We start from the raw sequence: 22,799 nt of genomic DNA, 5'->3' as shown, positions 1-22,799 counted from the left end.
AAAACCGCCTCTTTCGAGGCGGTTTTTTATTCAGCCGACAACCGGTTTATTCAGCCAGTTTGAAGGTGATGAAGCTGGCGCGATTCTGACGCAGAACCCGCATCGACACCGAGCGGTTCTTCGGCAGCGCCTTGGCGATATCGGTGAACTCCTTGGCGGAACCAATCGCCTGATTGTTCAGGTGAGTGATGACGTCGCCTGGCTGCAAGCCGATCAGGGATGCAGGACCGTCCTGAACTTCCTTGATCACCACGCCACCTTTGAGGTCGTAGGTTTTCTTCTGTTCGTCGGTCAGCTCGACCACGGAAACACCCAAGCGATTGCTGCTGCGCTCGGTGGCCGATTTCGGCAGGGCATCCAGCTCTTTGCCTTCTTCAGGGATGGCACCGACCGTCAGCTCGACATTCTGGCGCTTACCTTCACGAATCACTTCGAGGTTTGCCTTGGCACCAGCCTTCAGCGCGCCGACCAGATGCGGCAGATCGGCAGACATGACGATCGGTTGACCGTTCATGCTCAGGATCACGTCACCCACTTGCAGGCCACCCTTGGCCGCCGGACCGTCATCCTGGATCTGCGCCACCAGTGCACCGGCCGGTTTATCAAGACCGAACGACTCGGCCAGATCCTTGCTCACTTCCTGAATCACGACACCCAACCATCCACGGCTGACCTTGCCGCCGCTTTTCAGCTGGTTGGAAACGTCCATGGCCACATCGATCGGGATTGCGAACGACACGCCCATGAAACCACCGGAACGGGTGTAGATCTGAGAGTTGATCCCCACCACTTCGCCCGCCAGGTTGAACAGCGGACCACCAGAGTTACCCGGGTTGATCGGCACGTCGGTCTGGATGAACGGCACATAGTTTTCGTTCGGCAGGCTGCGACCGATGGCACTGACGATGCCTTGGGTCACAGTGTGGTCGAAACCGAATGGCGAGCCGATGGCTACGACCCACTGGCCAGCCTTCAGGTCCTGGGATTTACCCAGTTTCAGGACCGGCAGGTCCTTGCCTTCGATTTTCAGCAGCGCCACGTCGGAGCGTGGATCGGTGCCGACCAGTTTGGCTTTCAGCTCACTACGGTCAGCGAGACGGACGAGAATTTCGTCGGCATCGGCGATCACGTGGTTGTTGGTCAGGATGTAGCCGTCAGACGAGATGATGAAACCCGACCCCAACGACTGGGCTTCGCGCTGACGATCACCGCGCGGCGTACGCGGTTGTGGCGGCATGCCGCGCTCGAAGAACTCGCGCAACATCGGCGGCAAGCCTTCAAGGTCTGGCATCTGCTGGCTCGACACTTTGCGGTCCGGCAGTTTCTGCGTGGTACTGATGTTTACCACCGCGGGCGAGGCCTGCTCGACCAGCTGCGTGAAGTCAGGCAACTCGGCCGCTTGTACAGCGACCGCCTGACCGAGCACCAGCACGGTGGCAAATATGGAGAGGTAAGACTTCAAGCGTGGTATCGACATACGGCTCCCGTTACGACGAGCATGGTTAAGCGATATGGAGCAAGGAACACCGGGAACGATACGCCGGTATTTTTGTTCCGGGAACAACAAACAAGGCCAGAGCCGAGGGGCTCTGACCTATAAAAAATTTCGGGGATATTTGCAAATTGAAATGCTCACCAAACATTTCGGTTTCAGCTCACTACTGGGTTGCAGTGGCATCGGAGCGCATGGACAGCGCAATCCGTTCAGCGGTACCTACCGGGATTTCACCGACGACGGTGACCATCATCTCGCCTTGAGGGGTGGTCAAGCGCCGGGATACAGCGACGGTTGGGCCCAACTGAGTGCGGGTATCGGTGACGGGGGCACCATTGAGCGGCTCAAGGAACACCGAAAAACGTGCGAGACCATCGTCATACATCAGGCTGCTGACCTGGGTTTTGGTCGCGGGATCCTTGCGTGAAGTGCTGCTGGTCAGCTCAAAGCCGGCAGGCAACCAGTCCGAATGCCAGGTCTGGGCAGCCTTGACGGCTGAAGCCTTGTCGCTGTCGAGGGTGATGGCTTTGCAATCCGGGCCCGCCTGCAAATCGTCGTCGGAGGGCAAATCAGAGGTATCCAGCTGCGTGAACTGGAACCGCTCCAGCAACTGCCCTTTCTCATTCAGAAGCAATGATTTGAGCGGCAGGCCGGTTTCTTTATCCAGATGCAATTCAAAACCGTAGCGATGTTGATCGCGAGGCGTCAGGGTAACGATGACTGCCGCACGTCCGGCCACACGCGACTTGCCGATGACGGCAAGGTCGTACCAATTCTTGAGCTTCTGTGGATCGAGTGTACGAGCAGCGGAGTTGGGGGAATCCCCAAGCCCTGCAATCAAAAGGCCGCTGACGCATTGAGTATGCCCATCAACGCGCACAACTTCCTGAGCCTGGCCGTCGAGCTGGAGTAAACGCTCATGGACCTTGCCATCCTGGACGCGGTGCCAGATGTTGTGGGTAGAAAAACTACCGTTTCGCTCGTAGACAAAAGTACCGTGAAAGCTTTGCTGCTGCTCGGCCTGACCAAGACGGGTCAACCAGTCTTGTGCCTCATCGGCATGGGCTGGAACAATGAACCAGCCACTAAGCAGAAGCGAAAGTAGAGGTATGGCGCGCATGATCCTCCTTAACGGTTTTCCAGGCTCGCTGCACGAGCGTAAGGCAGAGCGCTCTCAGTACCTTTCAGTGCAGCCTGTTGAGCATGTTGGCGCAAGTAGCCCGGCAAACGCTGATCGTGCCAGCCCGGCTGAGCTTGCAATACGCCGTTGGCCATAGGACCAGTGGCTTCCGAGCTCTCATTATAGCCTGCCAAAACAGCTGGACCCTTGACCTGAGGCACGGCCAGACCCGGTTGAGTGGAGTGCTGAGCCAGCTCGACACCCGCGATCTCGTCCTGGTTGTACAGACGAACACCTGCCAACACGGCGACGGTGACCGAAGCGGCTACAGCGAGGCGACCCAGGCTGCGCCATGGACCACGGGAGGCTTTCGCCGGCACGGCTTCATCAGCCAGCGCAGCAGAAACGGCCGCTGCAATGTCCAGACGTGGAAGCAGCAGATCCTTGTGCATCACTGCCCGAGCGATTTGATAACGAGCCCATGTTTCACGGGTTTCAACATCGTCAAAGGCATTCAATACCCGACGCAATTCCAGTTCGTCCGCTTCGTTATCCATCACTGCGGACAGCGATTCCTGCAGGGCTTCACGACTCATGGCGTTCCTCTCTTGGCTGTCGCCGCTGTCTCAGTTTTCCTGCAACAACGGCTGCAGGGCTTTATCGATGGCCTCCCGAGCGCGGAAAATCCGGGAGCGCACGGTACCCACCGGACACTGCATGACTGCCGCAATGTCCTCGTAACTCAGACCATCAAACTCACGTAAAGTTAAAGCCGTACGCAAATCTTCCGGCAGTTGCTGAATGGTTCGATGGACGGTGCCTTCGATCTCATCCCGCAGCAATGCGCGCTCAGGCGACTCGAGATCCTTGAGGCCATGATCGCCATCGTAGAACTCTGCATCTTCGGAACTGACATCGCTATCCGGCGGCCGACGGCCGCGTGAAACCAGATAGTTTTTCGCCGTGTTGATGGCGATGCGGTAAAGCCACGTGTAAAACGCGCTGTCCCCGCGAAAATTTCCAAGCGCACGGTACGCCTTGATAAAGGCTTCTTGTGCCACATCCTGGGCTTCATGGGTGTCGTGCACGAAACGCACGATCAACCCGAGAATTTTGTGCTGATATTTCAGCACTAGCAGATCGAAAGCTCGCTTGTCGCCGCGCTGAACGCGTTCGACCAGCTGCTGATCCTCTTCCTGGGTTAGCATGAACTCTCCTCGATAAGCTCGGAGGAAGCTTGCATAACTAAACGACCAGACTTGCAAACATAGACTCGGGCTTTTCGCAAAAGTTCTCCCCCTCCAAGCAAGTTTCCTGCGGGCTCTGATTTGGCACGCACGAAAAGCGCAGCTCGGCATAACCCGGCTGCGCGAATAATCTTGTCATCGGATTCGCCGGCAAGGATCAAACCGCAATCCTGCATTGAAGCCGACACTGTCCCTTGATTCAGGCAACGGTCTATTGATCTTGGGCCTTTGGCAAAAGTTCCAAATATTTATAGCTGCGCAAGACCGACATTGTGCAACCGTGAATGGAAAAAGACTGTTAAATCGACGATACAGTCTTCTTGTCGCCGAACCGGCCGAAAAATCATCCGACGAAGCGTCAAGTCTTTTCCGTCACAGTAGTTTCACAATGCCATGTGACCTCGGCTATTGTGCCGCTCCCCCCCTCTATATACTAGTGCGCTGTGTGGCCGCCTTGACTCGCCGTTGCGGGAGTCATGCGCCAACCCCGACCCGGGTCGCTTTGAGCGGAATCCTGAAATGAGCCAACAGTTTCAACACGATGTTCTGGTGATTGGCAGCGGTGCTGCCGGTTTGAGCCTTGCGCTGACCTTGCCCGATCATTTGCGCATTGCCGTACTGAGCAAAGGCGACCTCGCCAATGGCTCGACCTTCTGGGCCCAGGGCGGTGTCGCTGCCGTGCTGGATGACACCGATACCGTTGAATCCCACGTCGATGACACCCTGAATGCCGGCGGTGGCCTGTGCCACGAAGACGCCGTGCGCTTCACCGTCGAGCACAGCAAAGAGGCCATTCAATGGCTGATCGATCAAGGCGTGCCGTTCACCCGCGATGAACAATCCGGCACCGAAGATGGCGGTTTCGAGTTTCACCTGACCCGCGAAGGCGGTCACAGCCATCGGCGCATCATTCACGCCGCCGATGCCACCGGCGCAGCGATTTTCAGAACCCTGCTCGACAAAGCCAGACAACGGCCCAACATCGAGTTGCTGGAACAGCGGGTCGCCGTCGATCTGATCACCGAGAAGCGCCTGGGCCTTGAAGGCGACCGCTGCCTCGGCGCCTACGTGCTCAACCGCGGCACCGGGGAAGTCGACACCTACGGCGCACGCTTCGTGATCCTCGCGTCCGGCGGTGCCGCCAAGGTCTACCTCTATACCAGCAACCCCGACGGCGCCTGCGGTGATGGCATCGCCATGGCCTGGCGTTCGGGCTGCCGGGTGGCGAACCTGGAGTTCAACCAGTTTCACCCGACGTGCCTGTATCACCCGCAAGCCAAGAGTTTCCTGATCACCGAAGCCCTGCGCGGTGAAGGTGCGCACCTGAAGCTGCCCAATGGCGAACGCTTCATGCAGCGATTCGACCCGCGCGCCGAACTGGCGCCACGGGACATCGTTGCCCGGGCCATCGACCATGAGATGAAGCGCCTGGGTGTCGATTGCGTTTATCTGGACATCAGTCACAAGCCGGAAGCGTTCATCAAGACGCACTTCCCGACGGTGTACGAGCGTTGCCTGGAGTTTTCCATCGACATCACCAAGCAACCGATTCCGGTGGTTCCCGCGGCGCACTACACCTGCGGCGGCGTGATGGTCGATCAGCAGGGCCGCACCGACGTACCGGGGCTGTATGCAATTGGCGAAACCAGTTTCACCGGCCTGCACGGCGCCAACCGCATGGCCAGCAACTCGCTGCTGGAATGTTTCGTTTACGCACGCTCGGCAGCGGAAGACATTCTCGAGCAGCTGCCGCAGGTTTCGATTCCGGTCGCCCTGCCCGTCTGGGATGCCAGCCAGGTCACCGACTCGGATGAAGACGTGATCATTGCGCACAACTGGGATGAACTGCGGCGATTCATGTGGGACTACGTCGGCATTGTGCGCACCAACAAGCGCCTGCAACGTGCCCAGCACCGCGTGCGGCTGTTGCTGGACGAAATCGACGAGTTCTACAGTAACTACAAGGTCAGCCGGGATTTGATCGAGCTGCGTAACCTGGCCCAAGTGGCGGAACTGATGATTCAGTCAGCCATGGAACGCAAGGAAAGTCGCGGCCTGCATTACACCCTCGACTACCCGAACCTGCTGCCGGAGGCGCTGGACACTATTCTGGTGCCGCCCACCTACGCCGACTGAACGTGAGCCGAACCCGCAGGCGTCGGTGCACATCCGCCGCCTGCGAATCCCTGGGCACACAGATCGCCCGGACCCGCCGCTCGCCCTGCAGGCGAAAACGCAGGACGACGACCAGCGGCAGCGCGAGGCTGTCCGGCCGTAGCTGAACCGCCTGCCAACCGGCCGCCTGATTCCACAACTGCCAGCCATCCGCATCGCGACGCAAGCCGCGAAACGCCTGTGGGTGTGTCAGTAAAATCTGGCGTGGCAATGCCCAAACGCCATGAGCCAGGCAGCAAGCAGCGCCGAGCAGACTGGCCCAGACCGGCATGGCAAGCAGAAACAACGCACCCAGCGCGAACAGCTGGGTCAACAGATACGCCGCCAGCAACTGCCCAGAGGCATGCCAGCGGCATTCGAACGCATTACTTGGGCTGGACACGATCCAGGATCATGCGAACCATGCGCTGCAGCTCCGGATCTTCCGACTCGGCACGTTCCATGAACCAGCCGAACATGTCCTGATCTTCGCATTCGAGCAGCTTGCGGTAGCAATCGCGGTCGACATCATTGAGGTGCGGGTAGACCTCTTTCACGAACGGCACCAGCAACACGTCAAGTTCAAGCATGCCGCGGCGGCTGTGCCAGTAGAGGCGATTCAGTTCAACATCTTCGACCATGGAGCGCTCCTCAAATAGGCGGCAAGTATACAGCCCCGGACACCATCGAACAGTCGGCTTTGGTCGGGCACTGTCGACCTTTTGTGAACTACCCATTTCATGGGCGCCCCCTTATGATGTCCCCCAGACTCTTTTACCCTGCGATCTCCCATGGCCGATTCTGCTTTTTTCTGCACCCTGTCTCACGAAGGCGTTCTCGCGGTCCGCGGCGCGGATGCCAGCAAATTTCTGCAAGGCCAACTGACCTGCAACCTCAATTACCTGAGCGACACCCAGGCCAGCCTCGGCGCGCGCTGCACCCAGAAAGGCCGGATGCAATCGAGCTTCCGCATTCTGCTGCAAGGTGATGGCGTGCTCATGGCCATGGCCACCGAGCTGCTGGAGCCGCAACTGGCGGACTTGAAGAAGTACGCGGTGTTCTCCAAATCGAAATTGACCGATGAAAGCGCTGCCTGGGTCCGCTTCGGTGTTGACCATGGCGATGCCGCCCTGATCGCCCTGGGCCTCGAACTGCCGGCGGACACCGACAGCGTGGCGCGCAATGACGGATTGATAGCCATCCGCGTTTCACCGGACCGCGCCGAACTCTGGGTTGCCGCCGATCAGGCCGACGTCATCAAGGGCCGGTTATCTGCTTTGCTGACCGAGGGCGATCTCAATCAATGGCTGCTGGGTCAGGTCCGCGCAGGGATCGGCCAGGTGATGCCGGGCACACGCGAATTGTTCATTCCGCAGATGCTCAATCTGCAGGCCGTCGGCGGCGTGAGCTTCAAGAAAGGTTGCTACACCGGCCAGGAAATCGTTGCGCGGATGCAGTACCTGGGCAAACTCAAGCGCCGCTTGTATCGTCTGAAGCTGGACGCCAGTGCATTGCCTGAACCCGGTACACCCTTGTTTTCCCCGACACACGGCAGTTCCATCGGCGAAGTGGTGATTGCCGCACACGCCGGACAAAACATTGAACTCCTGGCCGTCTTGCAAGCCGAAGCGGCGGAAGGTGGCGACGTCCATCTCGGCGCGATCGAAGGGCCGGCCCTGCATCTGCTTGATTTGCCTTATGAACTGGATCGCGATCGCGAGATCCAGCGTTAACAGCAGTACTTGTTGCAACACCCTAGAGAAAAGAAATGAGCGATTTGGCGGATAAGGTCCAACAGGATTTGGTTGAGGCCATCGATAACGATGACCTGGTTCTGCCAACGTTGCCGGAAGTGGCCCTGCAGATTCGCAAGGCCGCTGAAGACCCGGAAATAAGTGTCAGCACCCTGAGTAAAGTGATTGGCCGTGATACGGCGCTGTCGGCGCGACTGATCAAAGTGGTCAATAGCCCGCTGCTGCGCGCGACCCAGGAAGTCACTGACTTGCACACGGCAATCACGCGCCTGGGCGTCAATTACAGCAGCAACCTGGCCATCGGTCTGGTCATGGAGCAGATTTTCCATGCGCGCTCTGACGTGGTGGAGAAAAAGATGCGCGATGTCTGGCGCAAAAGCCTGGAAATCGCCGGGGTCAGCTACGCGCTGTGCCGCAGTTACACGCAGCTCAAGCCCGATCAGGCGGCGCTGGGCGGACTGGTGCATCAGATTGGTGTACTGCCGATCCTGACCTACGCCGAAGACCACTACGAGCTGCTGTCGGACCCGGTCAGCCTGAACCATGTGATCGACCACATTCACCCGCTGCTCGGCGACAAACTGCTCAGGGTCTGGGAGTTTCCGGAAATGCTGGTACAGGTGCCGGGGCTGTATCTGGACTTCAAGCGCGAGTCCGAGCGCGTCGACTACGTGGATCTGGTGCAAGTGGCCAGTTTGTATTGCCACAAGGACACCGACCACCCCATCGCCCGTATCGACCCGCTCGGCGTGCCGGCCTTCAAGAAGCTGGGAATCGACCCGGAGAATGAGTCGATGTGCAGGGATCTGGAAGAATCGCGGTCGATGTTCTATTAAAAACTTCGCGGGCAAGCCTCGCTCCTACAGGTCATCATCGATCTTGTAGGAGCGAGGCTTGCCCGCGAAGATGCCACCATTATTCTCCCGCGATAAAACTCACCCGCACCTTCAACCCCGCCTGCTCGCCATCGTGCAGGCTGATCTGTGCCAGATGCGCGCGGCAGATCTCGCCGACAATCGCCAACCCCAACCCCGACCCGGCCACCTGCTGGTTGCGCCGATAGAAGCGCTCGAACACCCGATCACGCTCTTCCAGCGGAATCCCCGGCCCATCGTCCTCGACCTCCAGCACCGCCGGCGCCGAAACCCGCAGGATCACATTGCCACCGGGCGGCGTATGGGCCAGCGCGTTGTCCACCAGATTGCTCAACAGCTCGTTCAGCAGCGTCGGCTCACCGCGCAGCCACACCGGTTCGTCGGCTTCCAGCGCCAGCGCCACGCCGCGGGCATGGGCCAGCGGCGCCATCGCCATGCCCAGTTCCCGGGCCAGCTGACTCAGATCGAGTAATTGCGCACCGCCCTCGGCGATCGCCCGGGCACCGTTTTCGACACGCGCCAGCGACAGCAATTGGTTGGCCAGATGGGTCAAACGATCCGTGCCTTGCGCTGCCGTTTCCAGCGTGTTGCGCCAGGTTTCGGGCTCGCCCGAACGCAGGCCGAGTTCAAGTCGCGCCTTGAGCGCCGCCAGCGGCGTGCGCAGTTCATGCGCAGCATCGGCAATGAACTGCGCCTGACGCTCGAACTGCCCGCGCAGGCGCTCGGTAAAGTGATTGAGCGCACGCACCAACGGCCACAATTCTCGCTGCACCTCCACCAGCGGCAGCGGCCGCAAGTCATCGGACTGGCGCTCTTCCACCGCCGTGCGCAAGCGTTCCAATGGACGCAACGCGGCACTCACCGCAAACCACACCATCAGCAACGCGCCGACCGCCAGCATGCCCAGCCGCAACAACGTGTCTGCCGCCAGGCTACGGGCCATGCTGACGCGTGCCTCGTCGGTTTCCGCCACGCGAATTTCCGCCATGCCGTTCATGTTCGGCTCGCTCACGGGTTTGAGCAGGCTGACCACCCGCACGTTCTGCCCCCGATACGTCGCGTTGTAGAAACGGGCAAGCGCCGGATAGTCATCGGTGCGCGGCGTTCCCGGTGGTGGAGCGGGAAGGTTTTCGTAGCCGGAAATCAGGTTCTGGTGAATGTCGTTGACCAGGTAAAAAATTCGCCCGGCACTGTCGTAGGCAAACGTATCCAGCGCCACGTAAGGCACATCGGCACTGAGGGTTCCGTCACGCTGGGACACCCCGGCGGCGATGGTTCGCGCCGAAGCCAGCAAGGTCCGGTCATACGCGGTGTCGGCGGCTTCGCGACCATTCCAGTACGCGCTCAATCCACTGGCCAGCATCAACACCACCAGCAACAGCGCGAGGTTCCACAGCAACCGCCAGCGCAAGCTGCTGGGCTTATGCATCGCGGCTTTCCAGCAAATAGCCGAGGCCGCGGAACGTCACGATCGCGACCGGTTGGCCGTCGAGTTTCTTGCGCAAGCGGTGGACGTAGATTTCGATGGCGTCAGGGCTGGCCTCTTCGTCGAGACCAAACACTTGGGCAGCCAGTTGCTCCTTGCTCATCACCCGACCGGGACGCGCAATCAGCGCTTCGAGCACTGCTTGTTCGCGGGAGGTCAGGGTCAGCAATTCGTCGCCGAGGGTGAAGCGTCGGGTGTCCAGATCGTAAGCCAGCACGCCGCAGGTCTGCTGACGTTCGCCGCCGAGCACACTGCGACGCAGCAAGGCTTTGACCCGGGCTTCGAGCTCGGTCAGTTCGAACGGTTTGGCCAGGTAATCGTCAGCGCCGAGGTTCAAGCCATGCACGCGATCCTTGACGTCGCTGCGGGCGGTCAGCATCAGCACCGGCAGGTTCTTGCCCCGGGCCCGCAAGCGCGCCAGCACCTCGAAGCCATCCATGCGCGGCAGGCCGACATCGAGGATCGCCATGGCGTATTCCTCGCTGCTCAGCGCCAGGTCGGCGGCCACGCCGTCGTGCAGCACATCCACGGTCAGCCCGGTGCTCTTGAGCGCCTGGGCGACACTGTCGGCGAGTTGCAGATGGTCTTCGACGAGCAGAACACGCATGGATCTTTACCTCATTCAGGGATGTTCGACGCCATTCTTTGGCGCGGAGTTTACAGCCGCATCCGCCGCTGTGAAGCCCGAAAACCGTGAAAGTCCACTGAAAGGTTAGTGAAAGGTTCGACCGTTAGAGTCGGCCCACGGATGGTTTCGTCTGTAAGACATCTCCCACGCTTTGAAATGTAGCTCCCGAAAAACGCCTCGATGCGTTTTCGCCAATAAGAACAATAACGAGGTACTTCGCCATGCTGTCCACACAGCTCCAGGTTTGCCCGCCTCATCTCTTTTTTCAATTCCCGTCGTTTACGTTTGTCAGCGCCATCACCGGCTGCGCGACGCGAAACTGCCGCACCTGAAACATCCCCAAAAACAACAACTCCCGTGGAGACAATAATGAATCGATCACTGCGCCGTTTCGCCCTCGCCGCCAGCTGCATGCTGTTTGCCGGCCAACTGATGGCCGAGCCCAAGCGCCCGGAATGCATCGCCCCGGCCTCGCCCGGCGGCGGTTTCGACCTGACCTGCAAACTGGCGCAAAGCGCGCTGATGAACGAGAAACTGCTGAGCAAACCGATGCGCGTGACCTACATGCCCGGCGGCGTCGGCGCAGTGGCGTACAACGCGGTGGTCGCTCAGCGTCCGGCCGATGCCGGCACGCTCGTGGCGTGGTCCAGCGGCTCGTTGCTGAACCTGGCCCAGGGCAAGTTCGGTCGCTTCGATGAAACCAACGTGCGCTGGCTGGCAGCGGTCGGCACCAGCTACGGCGCCATCGCGGTGAAAAGCGATTCGCCTTACAAGACCCTCGACGATCTCGTTCAGGCGCTGAAGAAAGATCCAAGCAAAGTGGTGATCGGTTCCGGCGGCACCGTCGGCAGCCAGGACTGGATGCAAACCGCGTTGATCGCCAAGGCCGCCGGGATCAACCCGCGCGATCTGCGTTACGTCGCCCTCGAAGGTGGCGGCGAAATCGCCACCGCCCTGCTCGGCGGCCACATCCAGGTCGGCAGCACCGACATCTCCGACTCCATGCCGCACATCCAGAGCGGCGACATGCGCCTGCTGGCGGTGTTCTCCGATAAGCGCCTGGACGAGCCGGAAATGAAAGACATTCCGACCGCCAAAGAGCAAGGCTACGACATCGTCTGGCCAGTGGTTCGCGGTTTCTACCTCGGGCCAAAAGTCAGCGATGAAGACTACGCCTGGTGGAAAGACTCCTTCGACAAACTGCTGGCTTCCGATGATTTCGCCAAGCTGCGCGATCAGCGTGAACTCTTTCCGTTCGCCATGACCGGCCCGGAACTGGACACCTACGTGAAGAAGCAGGTCGCGGACTACAAAGTGCTGGCCAAAGAGTTCGGCCTGATTCAGTGATCGCCTCTGTCTAGCGGCTGCGGCCCCGCACTGCGGGGTCGCGGCACAGGAGTTCCCCATGCTCGTACAACGCATTTTCGCATCGGTGCTGCTGCTGGCCTGCGCCAGCCTGGTGCTGATGGCCTGGCCCTACCAGGCGCCTTTTTCCTACGAACCGATCGGCCCTCGCGCCTTCCCCTTGCTGATGCTGGGGCTGATGGGAATGGGCTTGATCTACATGGTGTTTCGCCCGTCCCCGATCAAACACTCCGAAGAAGACCCGCCGCTGGATCGTGAAACCCTCCACAAGATCGGCCGCTGCGTGGTGCTGCTGCTGGTGTTCGCCGGCCTGTTCGAACCGTTGGGTTTCATCCTCAGCAGCATTTTGATCGGCATTCCGATGGCGCGCCTGTACGGCGGACGCTGGTTGCCAAGCGCAGTGATCATCAGCCTGATGAGCATCGGTCTGTACCTGCTGTTCGACAAAGTGATGGACGTGCCGCTGCCTCTGGGTCTGCTCGACGTTCTGGAGAACTGAAATGGATACGCTTGGTTATTTGAGTCACGGCTTCGGCGTCGCACTGACCCCTTACAACCTGGTCACCGCACTCAGCGGCACGCTGATCGGCACCGTCGTCGGCCTGCTGCCCGGCCTCGGTCCGATCAACGGCGTGGCGTTGCTGATCCCGATTGCATTCGCCCTCGGGCTGCCACCGGAATCGGCACTGATCCTGCTGGCTGCGGTTTACCTGGGTTGTGAGTACGGCGGCCGGATCAGTTCGATCCTGCTGAACATTCCGGGCGAAGCGTCCACCGTCATGACCACCCTCGACGGCTACCCGATGGCCCGCCAAGGCATGGCCGGTGTCGCGCTGTCGCTGTCGGCGTGGAGTTCGTTCATCGGCGCCTTTATTGCCACGTGCGGGATGGTGGTGTTCGCACCGATCCTGGCGAAATGGGCGATTGCCTTCGGTCCGGCGGAATATTTCGTCCTGATGGTGTTCGCGATTGTCTGCCTCGGCGGCATGGCCGGTGATCGACCGCTGAAGACTTTTATTGCGGCGCTGATCGGCCTGTTCCTGTCGACCGTCGGCATCGACGCCAACAGCGGTGTCTACCGTTTCACCGGCGACAACATCCACCTCACCGACGGCATTCAGTTCGTGGTGTTGGTGCTGGGCCTGTTCTCCATCAGCGAGATTCTGTTGCTGCTGGAAAAAACCCATCGCGGCCAGGAAGCGTTCAAAGCCACCGGCCGCATGATGTTCAACTTCAAGGAAGCTGCGTCGGTGTTCTGGGTGAACATGCGGTGCGGTGTGCTGGGTTTCATCATGGGCGTTTTGCCTGGCGCCGGTGCAACACTTGCCAGCGCCGTGGCCTACATGACCGAGAAACGTATCGCTGGCCCAAGCGGCAAATTCGGACAGGGCGACAAGCGCGGTCTGGCCGCTCCGGAAACCGCCATCGGTGCTGAAGCCTGCGGCGCGCTGGTGCCGATGCTGACCCTGGGCGTTCCCGGTTCGGGCACGACGGCGGTGATGATCGGTGCGTTGTCGCTGTACAACATCACGCCGGGCCCACTGTTGTTCCAACAGCAACCGGACATCGTCTGGGGCCTGATCGCGTCGTTGTTCATTGCCAACATCATGCTGGTGATCCTCAACATTCCAATGATCCGCATCTTCACCCGCATCCTCGCCGTACCGAACTGGGCGCTGGTGCCGATGATCGCAATCATCACCGCCATCGGCGTGTTCGCGGTGCATGCCACCACCTTCGACCTGTTCCTGATGATCGGCATCGGCATCTTCGGCTACATTCTGCGCAAGCTGGATTTCCCGTTGTCGCCGGTTTTGCTGGGCTTCATTCTCGGAGGTTTGATGGAACAGAATCTGCGCCGCGCACTGTCGATTTCCAACGGTTCGCTGGAGATTCTCTGGTCGAGCGGGATCACGCTGGGTGTCTGGGCGTTGATCGTGGTGATGTTGCTGGTGCCGATCCTGCGGATCTGGCGCAAACGTTCGGTAGCTCGTCGCGCGGTCGCCGATGTCTGATCGAACACCCTTCAAGGCCTGGTGGGGTACGCCGCTGGTCGGCGCGCTGGGCGGTTACCTGGCCAGCCAGATCGGCTGGCCACTGCCATGGATGGTCGGCTCGTTGCTGGCGATCATCCTCGTGCGTTGCCTGACGCCCTGGCAATTGGCCGAAATCCCTGGCGGCCGCAAGGTCGGCCAGTGGGTCGTCGGCATCGGCATCGGCCTGCACTTCACCCCGGTGGTGATGGAGCAGGTGTTGAGCCACTTTGGCCTGATCTTCTTCGGTGCGTTGATCACCAGCCTGTCCGCCGTGGTCGGGGTCTGGTTGATGCGCCGTACCGGTGAGGATCGCGCCACCGCATTCTTTTCCAGCATGCCCGGCGGCTCCGGGGAGATGGTCAACCTCGGCGCACGCAATGGCGCGGTGCTCAGTCGCGTAGCGGCCGGGCAAAGCCTGCGGGTGCTGGTGGTGGTGCTTTGCGTACCGGCGGCGTTCAAGTATTTGCTGGGCGACGGCGTGCAGGTCTTTCATCCGACGGCCGTCAACTGGTGGTGGCTGGCCCTTCTATTTCCGGCGGGCGCCTTGGCGGCGTGGATTTGGGAACGTTTGCGTCAACCCAACCCGTGGCTGTTCGGGCCGTTGCTGGTGAGTGCGGCGGTGAGCATTGGTTGGGATCTGCACATTGGTTTGCCCAACGGCGCTAGCCAGATTGGCCAATGGCTGATCGGCAGTGGCTTGGGCTGCCACTTCAATCGGCAGTTTTTCCGGCGTGCGCCCTCGTTTATGGGGCGGACGTTGATTGGTACGGTGTTGACCATGTTGATCGCCACGGCGGCAGCCTTGGGATTGAGTGCGCTGACACATCTGGATTTGCGTTCGCTGACCCTGGGCATGATGCCCGGCGGGATTGCGGAGATGAGCCTGACGGCGGAGACCCTGCAATTGTCGGTGCCGCTGGTGACGGCGATGCAGGTGATGCGGTTGTTGTTTGTGTTGTTTCTGGCGGAGCCGTTGTTCAAGTATTGGAATCGGAATCCGGATTCAGACTGAAAAACCGAGTCGCCCCTTTCGCGGGCAAGCCTCGCTCCTACAGGATTTGTGTCGTATGTGAATTATATGCTCGACACAAATCCTGTAGGAGCGAGGCTTGCCCGCGAAGCTTTTTAGACTGGCGGCAACCGCCACTCAATCGGCGTCTCGCCATTCTGCTCAAGAAACTTGTTGGTCCGGCTGAAGTGCCCGCACCCGAGAAAACCGCGATAAGCGGACAGCGGTGACGGGTGCACCGACGTCAGCACCAGATGCTTGGTCGCGTCGATCAGCTTCTGTTTACTCTGGGCATGGGCGCCCCACAGCATGAACACCAGATGCGGTTGCTGTTGGCTGACCACTTCAATGATCCGGTCGGTAAAAAACTGCCAGCCCTTGTCCTTGTGCGCATTGGCATTGGCGCGCTCGACGGTCATGGTGGTATTGAGCATCAACACGCCCTGATCGGCCCAGCTCTGCAGATAACCGTGATTGGGAATGTCGATGTTCAGGTCGCGCTTCAACTCTTTATAGATGTTCACCAGCGACGGCGGCGCCGGCACGCCCGGTTGCACCGAGAAGCACAAGCCATGGGCCTGGCCTGGCCCGTGATACGGATCCTGTCCGAGAATGACGACCTTGACCTTGTCCAGCGGCGTCGAGTTGAGCGCGTTGAAAATCATCGGGCCCGGCGGATAAATCTCCTTGCCGGCCGCACGCTCCTGTTGCAGGAAATCGCGCAACTCTGCCATGTAGGGCTGGTCGAATTCGGCACGCAGTGCCTCCTTCCAGCTCGGTTCGAGTTTGATACGGTCGTCAGCAGTCATGGTTACATCCGGCAAAAACAATGGGGCGAACCCTAGGAAAGCCCATCACGCTTGTCAATTGATCTGACGCAGATCCGGCACTTTCCTGCATTGCGATCATACTGAACGCTCAAATTCCCGATCGAGGTCACGATGAATCTGCACTTCGAAGAACTCACCGGCACCGACGGCGCCCGCATCGGCGTTGCCAGCCTGGATGCCGAAAAGTCCCTGAACGCCCTGTCCTTGCCGATGATCAACGCCCTGCGCGATCAACTGGACGCTTGGGCCAAGGATCCGCAAATCGTCTGCGTGCTATTGCGCGGTCATGGCGCCAAGGCCTTTTGCGCCGGTGGCGAAGTGCGCAGCCTGGTGGAAGTGTGTCGCGCGCACCCCGGCGTAGTGCCCCCGCTGGCCGCAACTTTCTTCGCAGCGGAATACCGGCTGGACTTCAGCCTGCACACCTACCCGAAACCGCTTATCTGCTGGGGTCACGGTTATGTCCTCGGCGGCGGCATGGGCCTGCTGCAGGGTGCGAACATCCGTATTGTCACGCCGAGCAGCCGTTTGGCGATGCCGGAAATCAGCATTGGTTTGTATCCTGATGTCGGTGCCAGTTGGTTTCTGTCGCGCCTGCCCGGCAAGCTCGGTTTGTTCCTCGGCCTGACCGGCGCACACATGAACGGGCGCGATGCGATCGATCTGGGTTTGGCCGACCGCTTCCTGCTCGATGAACAGCAAGAAGAGCTGATCGAAGGCCTGCTGCAATTGAACTGGCAGGAACAGACGCCGATGCAGCTCAACAGCCTGCTCAAGGCCCTGCAGCAGGAAGCGCTGGCGAAAATGCCCGAAGCCCAGTGGCTGCCGCGCCGCCAGCAGATCGACGAATTGCTGGACGTCAGTGATGTGCGCTGCGCGTGGAAAGCCATTAGCCAACAGCGTGATAGCACGGACCTGGTACTTAGCCGCGCGGCGCGGACCCTGAGTGAAGGTTCGCCGCTGACCGCTCATCTGGTCTGGCAACAGATCGCCCGCGCCCGGCATATGTCGCTGGCTCAGGTTTTTCAGATGGAATACACCTTGAGCCTCAACTGCTGCCGGCATCCGGAGTTCAGCGAAGGCGTGCGTGCGCGGTTGATCGACAAGGACCAGAAACCGCATTGGCATTGGCCTGATATCAATCACGTGCCGGATGCGGTGGTGGAGGCGCATTTTCGCAAGGTCTGGGAAGGTCGGCATCCGCTGGCGGATTTGTAAGGTCACAAAACGAAATGTGGGAGCGGGCTTGCTCGCTCCCACAGGTATTGCATTCAACTCATGTTATCGGTGGCTGCCTCGGCCAGAGTGATCGCCGCGACCGTAGTGGTCACCTCGTCCACCGTGATTGCGTCCGCCACCACGGTAATCATTGTTCCAATTGCCACGGTTACGGCCATCCCAACCGCCCCGGCCATTGCCGTCCCAACCGCGCCCCTGGTGCGCCCGGTAATCGCTTCGTGGCGAAGGCTGGTAATAACGCGGTGCCGGTTGATACACCCGCGGCTGGTGGTAGTACCGCGGCGTTGGCTGGTAATAGCGGGCCGGCGGTGAGTAATACCGGCGCGGCGAGGTGTAGTAACCGCCGCTGGAATAGTAACCCCCGCCATCTGAGTAGTACGGCGCAGGGGACGTGTAAACCTCGGAACTGTAGTAGCTGCCTCCTCCATCGGCATAAGGCACGCACGCGCCAAGTGACAATCCCAATACAGCCATCAGAAGAATTGGGCGGAGCTGTTTTCGACAGAGCATGGCGGCCTCCTGGACCGCGAGTGAGCCACACCAGCGACGCTGGCGAGCGACAGTCAATTATTCGATGACTGTCGAAAGATCAGACATCGTTTTCGACATCCGGTGCGCCCTTGAAACAAGTTGAAACATCTAGCCGATGAAAGGTTTTTCATCTATTCACCCGCTGATTAATGGTGCCGCCCATGGTATCCACCGCCGTAATAACGTGGGTGATGCCCGCCCCAATAGTAGTAGCGATAGCCACCGTAAAAGCGCGGACCATAGTAATAACGCGGGCCGTAATAGTAGGAATACGGCGCATAGCCGGGGTAGTAATAAGGCGTGGAATACACGTCGTAGGTGCCGGCGTAGTAGTAGCAGCCGGACAACCCGACACCGAGCACAACGCCCAGTAACAGTCGACGAAACATGGCGGCCTCCTGAAAGACCACAGCCGATACAGCCGGCTGACACCTGTTTTGACTGGCAATGCGACGGCGAGTGCCAGACGACGCCTGACCTTCGGATCAGCGGCCAGCCACGCTGCATCTCAGTGCACGGGCGCACCATCACAAAGCAGCGAACGGCCCTTGCGCCCTCCCGAAAAATGGCAATCCCCCGGCCCAGAGCGCTTCGAGCGACTTGGCACGGCTCTCGCTTTAGCAAACCCGTGCAGGAGTCATCACAGGTTCGCGGCACCACAATTTGCAATGGCTGACTAGGGTTCCGGCTCGCTAAGGCGAGTGACTGGTCCGAGAGTTGGCGACCTCCAGTTGAGGTTACACGGCGGGACAAAAGCCCGGGAGACAAGCCACCGTTCGCGGTGCCGCGTTGACTCCTGCCCGCCCTTGATCAACTGGAGAACCACCATGTCCCGACTTCGTTTACCCGCCCTCCTCGCCGCTGCCTTCGCAGCCATCGTGAGCGTCTCGTCCCAGGCCGCGCCAAAAGACCACTTCAGCGTCTGCTGGACCATTTACGCCGGCTGGATGCCCTGGGAATACGCCGGCAGCCAAGGCATCGTCGACAAATGGGCGAAGAAGTACGGCATCAAGATTGATGTGGTGCAGCTCAACGACTACGTCGAATCCATCAACCAATACACCGCCGGCCAGTTCGACGGCTGCACCATGACCAACATGGACGCGCTGACCATTCCGGCCGCCGGCGGCGTCGACAGCACCGCGCTGATCGTCAGCGATTTTTCCAACGGCAATGACGGCATCGTGCTCAAGGGCGACGGCAAGAAAGTCGCCGACCTCAAGGGCATGGACGTCAATCTGGTCGAGCTCTCGGTGTCCCATTACCTGCTGGCGCGGGCCCTGGATTCGGTGGACCTCACCGAGAAAGACCTGAAAGTGGTCAACACCTCCGACGCCGACATCTCCGCCGCTTTCAACACGGAGCAGGTCAACGCCGTCACCACCTGGAACCCGATGCTCTCGGACATCAAGGCCAAGCCGGGCGTGACCGAAGTGTTCAATTCCAGCCAGATCCCCGGCGAGATCATGGACATGATGGTGGTCAACAGCGCCACCCTCAAAGACAACCCCGCTCTGGGCAAGGCACTGACCGGCGCCTGGTTCGAAGTGGTCGAGTTGATGAACGCGAAAAACGCCGCCAGCAAGGCTGCGCTCGAACACATGGCCAAGGCCTCGGGCACTGACCTCGCGGGTTTCCAGGCGCAACTCGACACCACCAAATTGTTCGCCACACCGCAAGAAGCCCTGGCGTTCTCTACCAGCAAGCAACTGCCGGAAACCATGCGCAAGGTCGCGGAGTTTTCCTTCCAGCACGGCTTGCTCGGTGAAGGCGCCAAGGACACCAGCGCGGTCGGCATGGCCTTCGCCAACGGCGTGACCAGCGGCGACAAGGGCAACCTCAAGCTTCGCTTCGATCCGAGTTACGTGCAGATGGCTGCCGACGCCAAGCTGTAACAAGAGGACCTGGCCATGCGCCTGATCAATCGCCACCCGGATCGCCCGAGTCGCCTGTTGTTGGTGATCCTGCCGTTCGCCCTGGTGCTGTTCGCCTACTTCATGGGCTCGGCCGAACGGCTGCTGGACAACCCTAACGACAAGCTGTTGCCGAGCGCCGTGCAAATGACCGACGCGGTGAAGCGCCTGGCGTTCACCGCCGACAGCCGTACCGGTGAATACGTGCTGTGGCAAGACACCGCGTCCAGCCTGCGGCGCCTGGCCATCGGTCTGGGCATCAGCGCGTTGGCCGGGCTGTGCCTGGGCATCGCCGCCGGCACGTTGCCACTGTTCGGCGCGCCGTTGTCGCCGTTGCTGACGGTGCTGTCGATGGTGCCGCCGCTGGCGATCCTGCCGATTCTGTTCATCGTCTTTGGACTGGGGGAGTTATCGAAAGTGATGCTGATCGTCATCGGCATCACCCCGTGCCTGGCGCGGGATCTGGAACAGCGCGCCCGGGAAATACCGGTCGAGTTGCTGATCAAGGCCCAGACCCTCGGTGCCTCGACCTGGACGCTGATGCTGCGCGTGGTGCTCCCGCAATTGCTGCCGCGCCTGCTGATCTCGTTGCGGCTGATGCTGGGTTCGGCGTGGTTGTTCCTGATCGCCGCCGAAGCCATCGCCTCCACCGACGGCCTCGGCTACCGGATATTCCTCGTGCGCCGTTACCTGGCGATGGACGTGATCCTGCCGTACGTGGTGTGGATCACCCTGCTCGCCTGGCTGATGGATTGGGGCCTCAAGCGCCTGACTCAACGTGCGTTCCCTTGGTATGAAGGAGCCCGCGCATGAGCTTCATCACGGTAAAAAACGTCTGGCAGCAATACGCCGATCAGGTGGTTCTCGAAGGCTTGAACCTGAACGTCAACGAGGGTGAGTTCTGCACCCTGGTCGGCGCGTCGGGCTGCGGCAAATCGACCTTCCTGCGCCTGTTGCTCGGCCAGGAACGCGCCAGTCGCGGCGAAATTCTGCTGGACGGTCAACTGCTGGCCGGCGAACCGGATTCGAGCCGTGGCGTGGTGTTCCAGCGCTACTCGGTGTTCCCGCACCTGACGGTGCTGGACAACGTCGCCCTCGGCCTCGAACTGCCGCGTTCGCCGCTGCTTGGGCGCCTGTTCGGCAGCGCTAAAAAAGACGCCCGCGAACAGGCCTCGGTGCTGCTGCAAAAGGTCGGCCTCGGCCACTCGCTGGACAAGTACCCGGCGCAGCTGTCCGGCGGCATGCAGCAACGGTTGGCCATCGCCCAGGCGCTGATCATGAAACCCCGCGTGTTGCTGCTCGACGAACCGTTCGGCGCGCTCGATCCGGGCATCCGCAAAGACATGCACGCCTTGCTGCTGGAGCTGTGGCGCGAGACGCAACTGACGGTGTTCATGGTCACCCACGACCTGTCCGAAGGTTTCAGCCTCGGCACGCGATTGCTTGTATTCGACAAGGTTCGCGTCGACCCGCACGCCCCCGGCGCCTATGGCGCGCGCATCACTTACGACATCCCTTTGAACAGCGACCGCCGCGCCACGCGCGCCGCCGTCGATGCCTTGCCGGAAACACTGGCAGGCGCGCTTCGCACCGCTTAAGAGGATTTTGCACATGACTGATTCGACCCAACTGTTCCCACCCTTCGCCGAGGAAATGCTCCCCGGCGGCGGCCATCGCTCCTTCGTATTGAAACGCGGCCAATTGCTGCGCCTGACCGACCTGCGCGGTGGCGCCAACGTCAGCCTGACGCTGCTCAACGCCAACGAAAAAACCGAACGCCTGAACCTGCCCGACAGCCTCAAATGCCAACACACCGCCAAGCTCACCACGGGCCATTGTTTGTACTCGGACATGGGCCGCGTGCTGGCGGCAATCACCGCCGACACCTGCGGCTGGAGCGACAGCCTCGGCGGCGTGCTGTGCGCTGAAGAAGTCGCGGAAAAATACGGCGCAGGCCGCTATCAGGAACTGCGCAACGGCTTCTTCCGCAACGGCACCGACAACCTGTTGGTGGAACTCGGCAAATGGGGTTTGGGCCTGTCGGACTTGCTGATGACCCTCAACCTGTTCAGCCGCGTGAACGTCGATGAAGCCGGGCGTTTCCACTTCGTTGAAGGCAACTCCAGGGCCGGCGACTACATCGAGTTGTACGCGCCGATGGACACGCTGGTGGTGCTCACCGCCCTGCAACATCCGATGGACCCGTCGCCGGAATACGCACCAAAACCGTTGAAGCTGAGCTGGATGAACGCCGACGCCAGTGTCGCCGAACACTGCCGCACCTCGCGCCCGGAAAACGAGCGCGGCTTCATCAACACCGACCGCCTGTTCGCCTGAGGATCGCTGCCATGTCACTCGCAATCGCTACCGCTCAAAAGCATCCAGAAACAGCGGTCTACCGCGCCACCATTCCCGCCGGCGAACCGTGGCTGATGGAGGTCAAGGCCGGCCAGACCCTGCGCATCCTCGACCTGGAAGGCAATCAGGCGGTTGATACGTTGTTCTACAGCGTCGCCAACCCGAAAGAACGCTACGACGTGCAACGCACCTTGCGCCGGCAGAACAGCGTCTACCTGAGCACCGGCAGCGTGCTCTATTCCAACCTCGGCAAACCGATGCTGACCCTCGTCGCCGACACCTGCGGACGCCACGACACCCTCGGCGGTGCCTGCGCGCAAGAGAGCAACACCGTGCGTTACGCCCTGGAAAAACGCTACATGCACAGCTGCCGCGACAACTACCTGCGCGCCTGCGTCCACGACGGACGACTGGGCAAGGGCGACATCGGGCCGAACATCAACTTCTTCATGAACGTGCCGGTCACGGCGGATGGCGGGCTGACCTTTGAGGACGGTATTTCGGCGCCGGGCAAGTACGTGGATTTGCGAGCGGAGATGGACGTGATCGTGCTGATTTCCAATTGTCCGCAACTGAATAATCCGTGCAATGCCTACAACCCTACGCCTGCGGAGCTGCTGGTATGGAACTGAAATTGAACCGTCTGCGTCGCTGGTTGTTTGCCTTGTGCCAGGCCCGTTCCGGGCAGTGCCTGAAACCTCAGGAACACCACTAAACCCTGTGGGAGCGAGCCTGCTCGCGATGACGGTTCAACATTCAACA

24 protein-coding genes and 1 riboswitch are annotated in these 22,799 nt (G+C 60.5%); of the genes, 13 read left to right on the top strand and 11 right to left on the bottom strand.

What is annotated here, in order from left to right:
- Window positions 1–46: 46 nt before the first annotated feature.
- From IB245_RS22515 to rpoE, 4 genes are all read right to left on the bottom strand, one after another.
- Complete coding sequence (locus tag IB245_RS22515; RefSeq protein WP_008034918.1) at window positions 47–1,477, bottom strand: DegQ family serine endoprotease; 1,431 nt, start codon at window positions 1,475–1,477, stop codon at window positions 47–49.
- 181 nt (window positions 1,478–1,658) lie between these two features.
- Window positions 1,659–2,615: a MucB/RseB C-terminal domain-containing protein gene (locus IB245_RS22510; protein ID WP_192228694.1), complete on the bottom strand. Its 957-nt coding sequence runs from the start codon at window positions 2,613–2,615 to the stop codon at window positions 1,659–1,661.
- A gap of 8 nt (window positions 2,616–2,623) precedes the next feature.
- Entirely contained in the window at window positions 2,624–3,211 is a 588-nt protein-coding gene (locus tag IB245_RS22505; RefSeq protein WP_008036015.1) for a sigma-E factor negative regulatory protein, read from the bottom strand.
- 30 nt (window positions 3,212–3,241) lie between these two features.
- Entirely contained in the window at window positions 3,242–3,823 is a 582-nt protein-coding gene (rpoE, locus tag IB245_RS22500) for an RNA polymerase sigma factor RpoE (protein ID WP_007944079.1), read from the bottom strand.
- A gap of 558 nt (window positions 3,824–4,381) precedes the next feature.
- Here rpoE and nadB point away from each other — a divergent pair.
- On the top strand, window positions 4,382–5,998 hold the full coding sequence (nadB, locus tag IB245_RS22495; RefSeq protein WP_008034915.1) for an L-aspartate oxidase: 1,617 nt from the start codon (window positions 4,382–4,384) through the stop codon (window positions 5,996–5,998).
- Here the strand turns inward: nadB and IB245_RS22490 are convergent.
- Together IB245_RS22490 and IB245_RS22485 are read right to left on the bottom strand one after the other, a co-directional pair.
- Window positions 5,967–6,419: a protein YgfX gene (locus tag IB245_RS22490; protein WP_192228693.1), complete on the bottom strand. Its 453-nt coding sequence runs from the start codon at window positions 6,417–6,419 to the stop codon at window positions 5,967–5,969. The genes nadB and IB245_RS22490 overlap by 32 nt on opposite strands.
- Complete coding sequence (locus IB245_RS22485; RefSeq protein ID WP_007944081.1) at window positions 6,403–6,657, bottom strand: succinate dehydrogenase assembly factor 2; 255 nt, start codon at window positions 6,655–6,657, stop codon at window positions 6,403–6,405. Before IB245_RS22485 ends, IB245_RS22490 begins: the two co-directional genes overlap by 17 nt.
- Before the next feature lie 150 nt (window positions 6,658–6,807).
- On the opposite strand from IB245_RS22485, the gene IB245_RS22480 reads away from it, so the two are divergent.
- Entirely contained in the window at window positions 6,808–7,749 is a 942-nt protein-coding gene (locus tag IB245_RS22480) for a YgfZ/GcvT domain-containing protein (protein WP_192228692.1), read from the top strand.
- Window positions 7,750–7,784: 35 nt separating this feature from the next.
- Complete coding sequence (locus IB245_RS22475) at window positions 7,785–8,606, top strand: HDOD domain-containing protein (RefSeq protein WP_008034910.1); 822 nt, start codon at window positions 7,785–7,787, stop codon at window positions 8,604–8,606.
- A 79-nt stretch (window positions 8,607–8,685) separates the two neighbouring features.
- Here IB245_RS22475 and IB245_RS22470 read toward each other — a convergent pair whose 3' ends face one another.
- Both IB245_RS22470 and IB245_RS22465 read right to left on the bottom strand, forming a co-directional pair.
- A complete protein-coding gene (locus IB245_RS22470; RefSeq protein ID WP_008036011.1) occupies window positions 8,686–10,074 on the bottom strand; it encodes a sensor histidine kinase in 1,389 nt (462 codons plus the stop codon).
- Window positions 10,067–10,738 (bottom strand): response regulator, encoded by a 672-nt coding sequence (locus tag IB245_RS22465; RefSeq protein WP_008034908.1) that lies wholly within the window; start codon window positions 10,736–10,738, stop codon window positions 10,067–10,069. The genes IB245_RS22470 and IB245_RS22465 overlap by 8 nt, the downstream gene beginning before the upstream one ends.
- Window positions 10,739–11,128: 390 nt before the next feature.
- Here IB245_RS22465 and IB245_RS22460 point away from each other — a divergent pair, with 390 nt between their 5' ends.
- The 4 genes from IB245_RS22460 to IB245_RS22445 are packed head-to-tail and all read left to right on the top strand — an operon-like array spanning window position 11,129 to window position 15,172.
- Window positions 11,129–12,106 (top strand): Bug family tripartite tricarboxylate transporter substrate binding protein, encoded by a 978-nt coding sequence (locus IB245_RS22460; RefSeq protein WP_008036010.1) that lies wholly within the window; start codon window positions 11,129–11,131, stop codon window positions 12,104–12,106.
- 58 nt (window positions 12,107–12,164) lie between these two features.
- Window positions 12,165–12,623 (top strand): tripartite tricarboxylate transporter TctB family protein, encoded by a 459-nt coding sequence (locus IB245_RS22455; protein ID WP_008034905.1) that lies wholly within the window; start codon window positions 12,165–12,167, stop codon window positions 12,621–12,623.
- Between the two features lies 1 nt (window position 12,624).
- Entirely contained in the window at window positions 12,625–14,139 is a 1,515-nt protein-coding gene (locus tag IB245_RS22450) for a tripartite tricarboxylate transporter permease (protein ID WP_008034898.1), read from the top strand.
- A complete protein-coding gene (locus tag IB245_RS22445; RefSeq protein ID WP_192228691.1) occupies window positions 14,132–15,172 on the top strand; it encodes an AbrB family transcriptional regulator in 1,041 nt (346 codons plus the stop codon). Before IB245_RS22450 ends, IB245_RS22445 begins: the two co-directional genes overlap by 8 nt.
- Window positions 15,173–15,285: 113 nt before the next feature.
- Here the strand turns inward: IB245_RS22445 and ung are convergent, their stop codons facing one another.
- Window positions 15,286–15,978: a uracil-DNA glycosylase gene (gene ung, locus IB245_RS22440; protein ID WP_192228690.1), complete on the bottom strand. Its 693-nt coding sequence runs from the start codon at window positions 15,976–15,978 to the stop codon at window positions 15,286–15,288.
- Window positions 15,979–16,110: 132 nt separating this feature from the next.
- On the opposite strand from ung, the gene IB245_RS22435 reads away from it, so the two are divergent.
- Complete coding sequence (locus IB245_RS22435; protein WP_192228689.1) at window positions 16,111–17,214, top strand: enoyl-CoA hydratase/isomerase family protein; 1,104 nt, start codon at window positions 16,111–16,113, stop codon at window positions 17,212–17,214.
- 63 nt (window positions 17,215–17,277) lie between these two features.
- On the opposite strand, the gene IB245_RS22430 is transcribed toward IB245_RS22435, so the two are convergent.
- Together IB245_RS22430 and IB245_RS22425 are read right to left on the bottom strand one after the other, a co-directional pair.
- Entirely contained in the window at window positions 17,278–17,745 is a 468-nt protein-coding gene (locus IB245_RS22430) for a hypothetical protein (RefSeq protein ID WP_008036217.1), read from the bottom strand.
- A gap of 167 nt (window positions 17,746–17,912) precedes the next feature.
- Window positions 17,913–18,155, bottom strand: coding sequence for a hypothetical protein (locus tag IB245_RS22425; protein WP_008025780.1), 243 nt, complete (start codon window positions 18,153–18,155; stop codon window positions 17,913–17,915).
- Between the two features lie 276 nt (window positions 18,156–18,431).
- Window positions 18,432–18,532, top strand: a riboswitch (guanidine-I (ykkC/yxkD leader).
- Between the two features lie 61 nt (window positions 18,533–18,593).
- On the opposite strand from IB245_RS22425, the gene IB245_RS22420 reads away from it, so the two are divergent.
- Genes IB245_RS22420 through IB245_RS22400 form a run of 5 tightly spaced genes read left to right on the top strand, consistent with a single transcriptional unit; the run spans window position 18,594 to window position 22,669 of the window.
- Window positions 18,594–19,661, top strand: coding sequence for a putative urea ABC transporter substrate-binding protein (locus tag IB245_RS22420; protein WP_192228688.1), 1,068 nt, complete (start codon window positions 18,594–18,596; stop codon window positions 19,659–19,661).
- Between the two features lie 15 nt (window positions 19,662–19,676).
- Window positions 19,677–20,492 carry an ABC transporter permease gene (locus IB245_RS22415; RefSeq protein WP_008025776.1) on the top strand — a complete coding sequence of 272 codons (816 nt, stop codon included), beginning with the start codon at window positions 19,677–19,679 and terminating at the stop codon, window positions 20,490–20,492.
- Complete coding sequence (locus IB245_RS22410; RefSeq protein ID WP_192228687.1) at window positions 20,489–21,277, top strand: ABC transporter ATP-binding protein; 789 nt, start codon at window positions 20,489–20,491, stop codon at window positions 21,275–21,277. The genes IB245_RS22415 and IB245_RS22410 overlap by 4 nt, the downstream gene beginning before the upstream one ends.
- A gap of 13 nt (window positions 21,278–21,290) precedes the next feature.
- Entirely contained in the window at window positions 21,291–22,016 is a 726-nt protein-coding gene (locus IB245_RS22405; protein ID WP_008025773.1) for an urea amidolyase associated protein UAAP1, read from the top strand.
- Window positions 22,017–22,027: 11 nt separating this feature from the next.
- A complete protein-coding gene (locus IB245_RS22400; protein ID WP_192228686.1) occupies window positions 22,028–22,669 on the top strand; it encodes an urea amidolyase associated protein UAAP2 in 642 nt (213 codons plus the stop codon).
- Window positions 22,670–22,799: the final 130 nt, after the last annotated feature.

Origin of the sequence: Pseudomonas sp. PDM02 (genome assembly GCF_014852285.1) — a bacterium.
Lineage (GTDB): Bacteria > Pseudomonadota > Gammaproteobacteria > Pseudomonadales > Pseudomonadaceae > Aquipseudomonas > Aquipseudomonas migulae.
The sequence above is the reverse complement of the archived record's forward strand: the minus strand, read 5'-3'. Positions and strand labels throughout refer to the sequence as shown.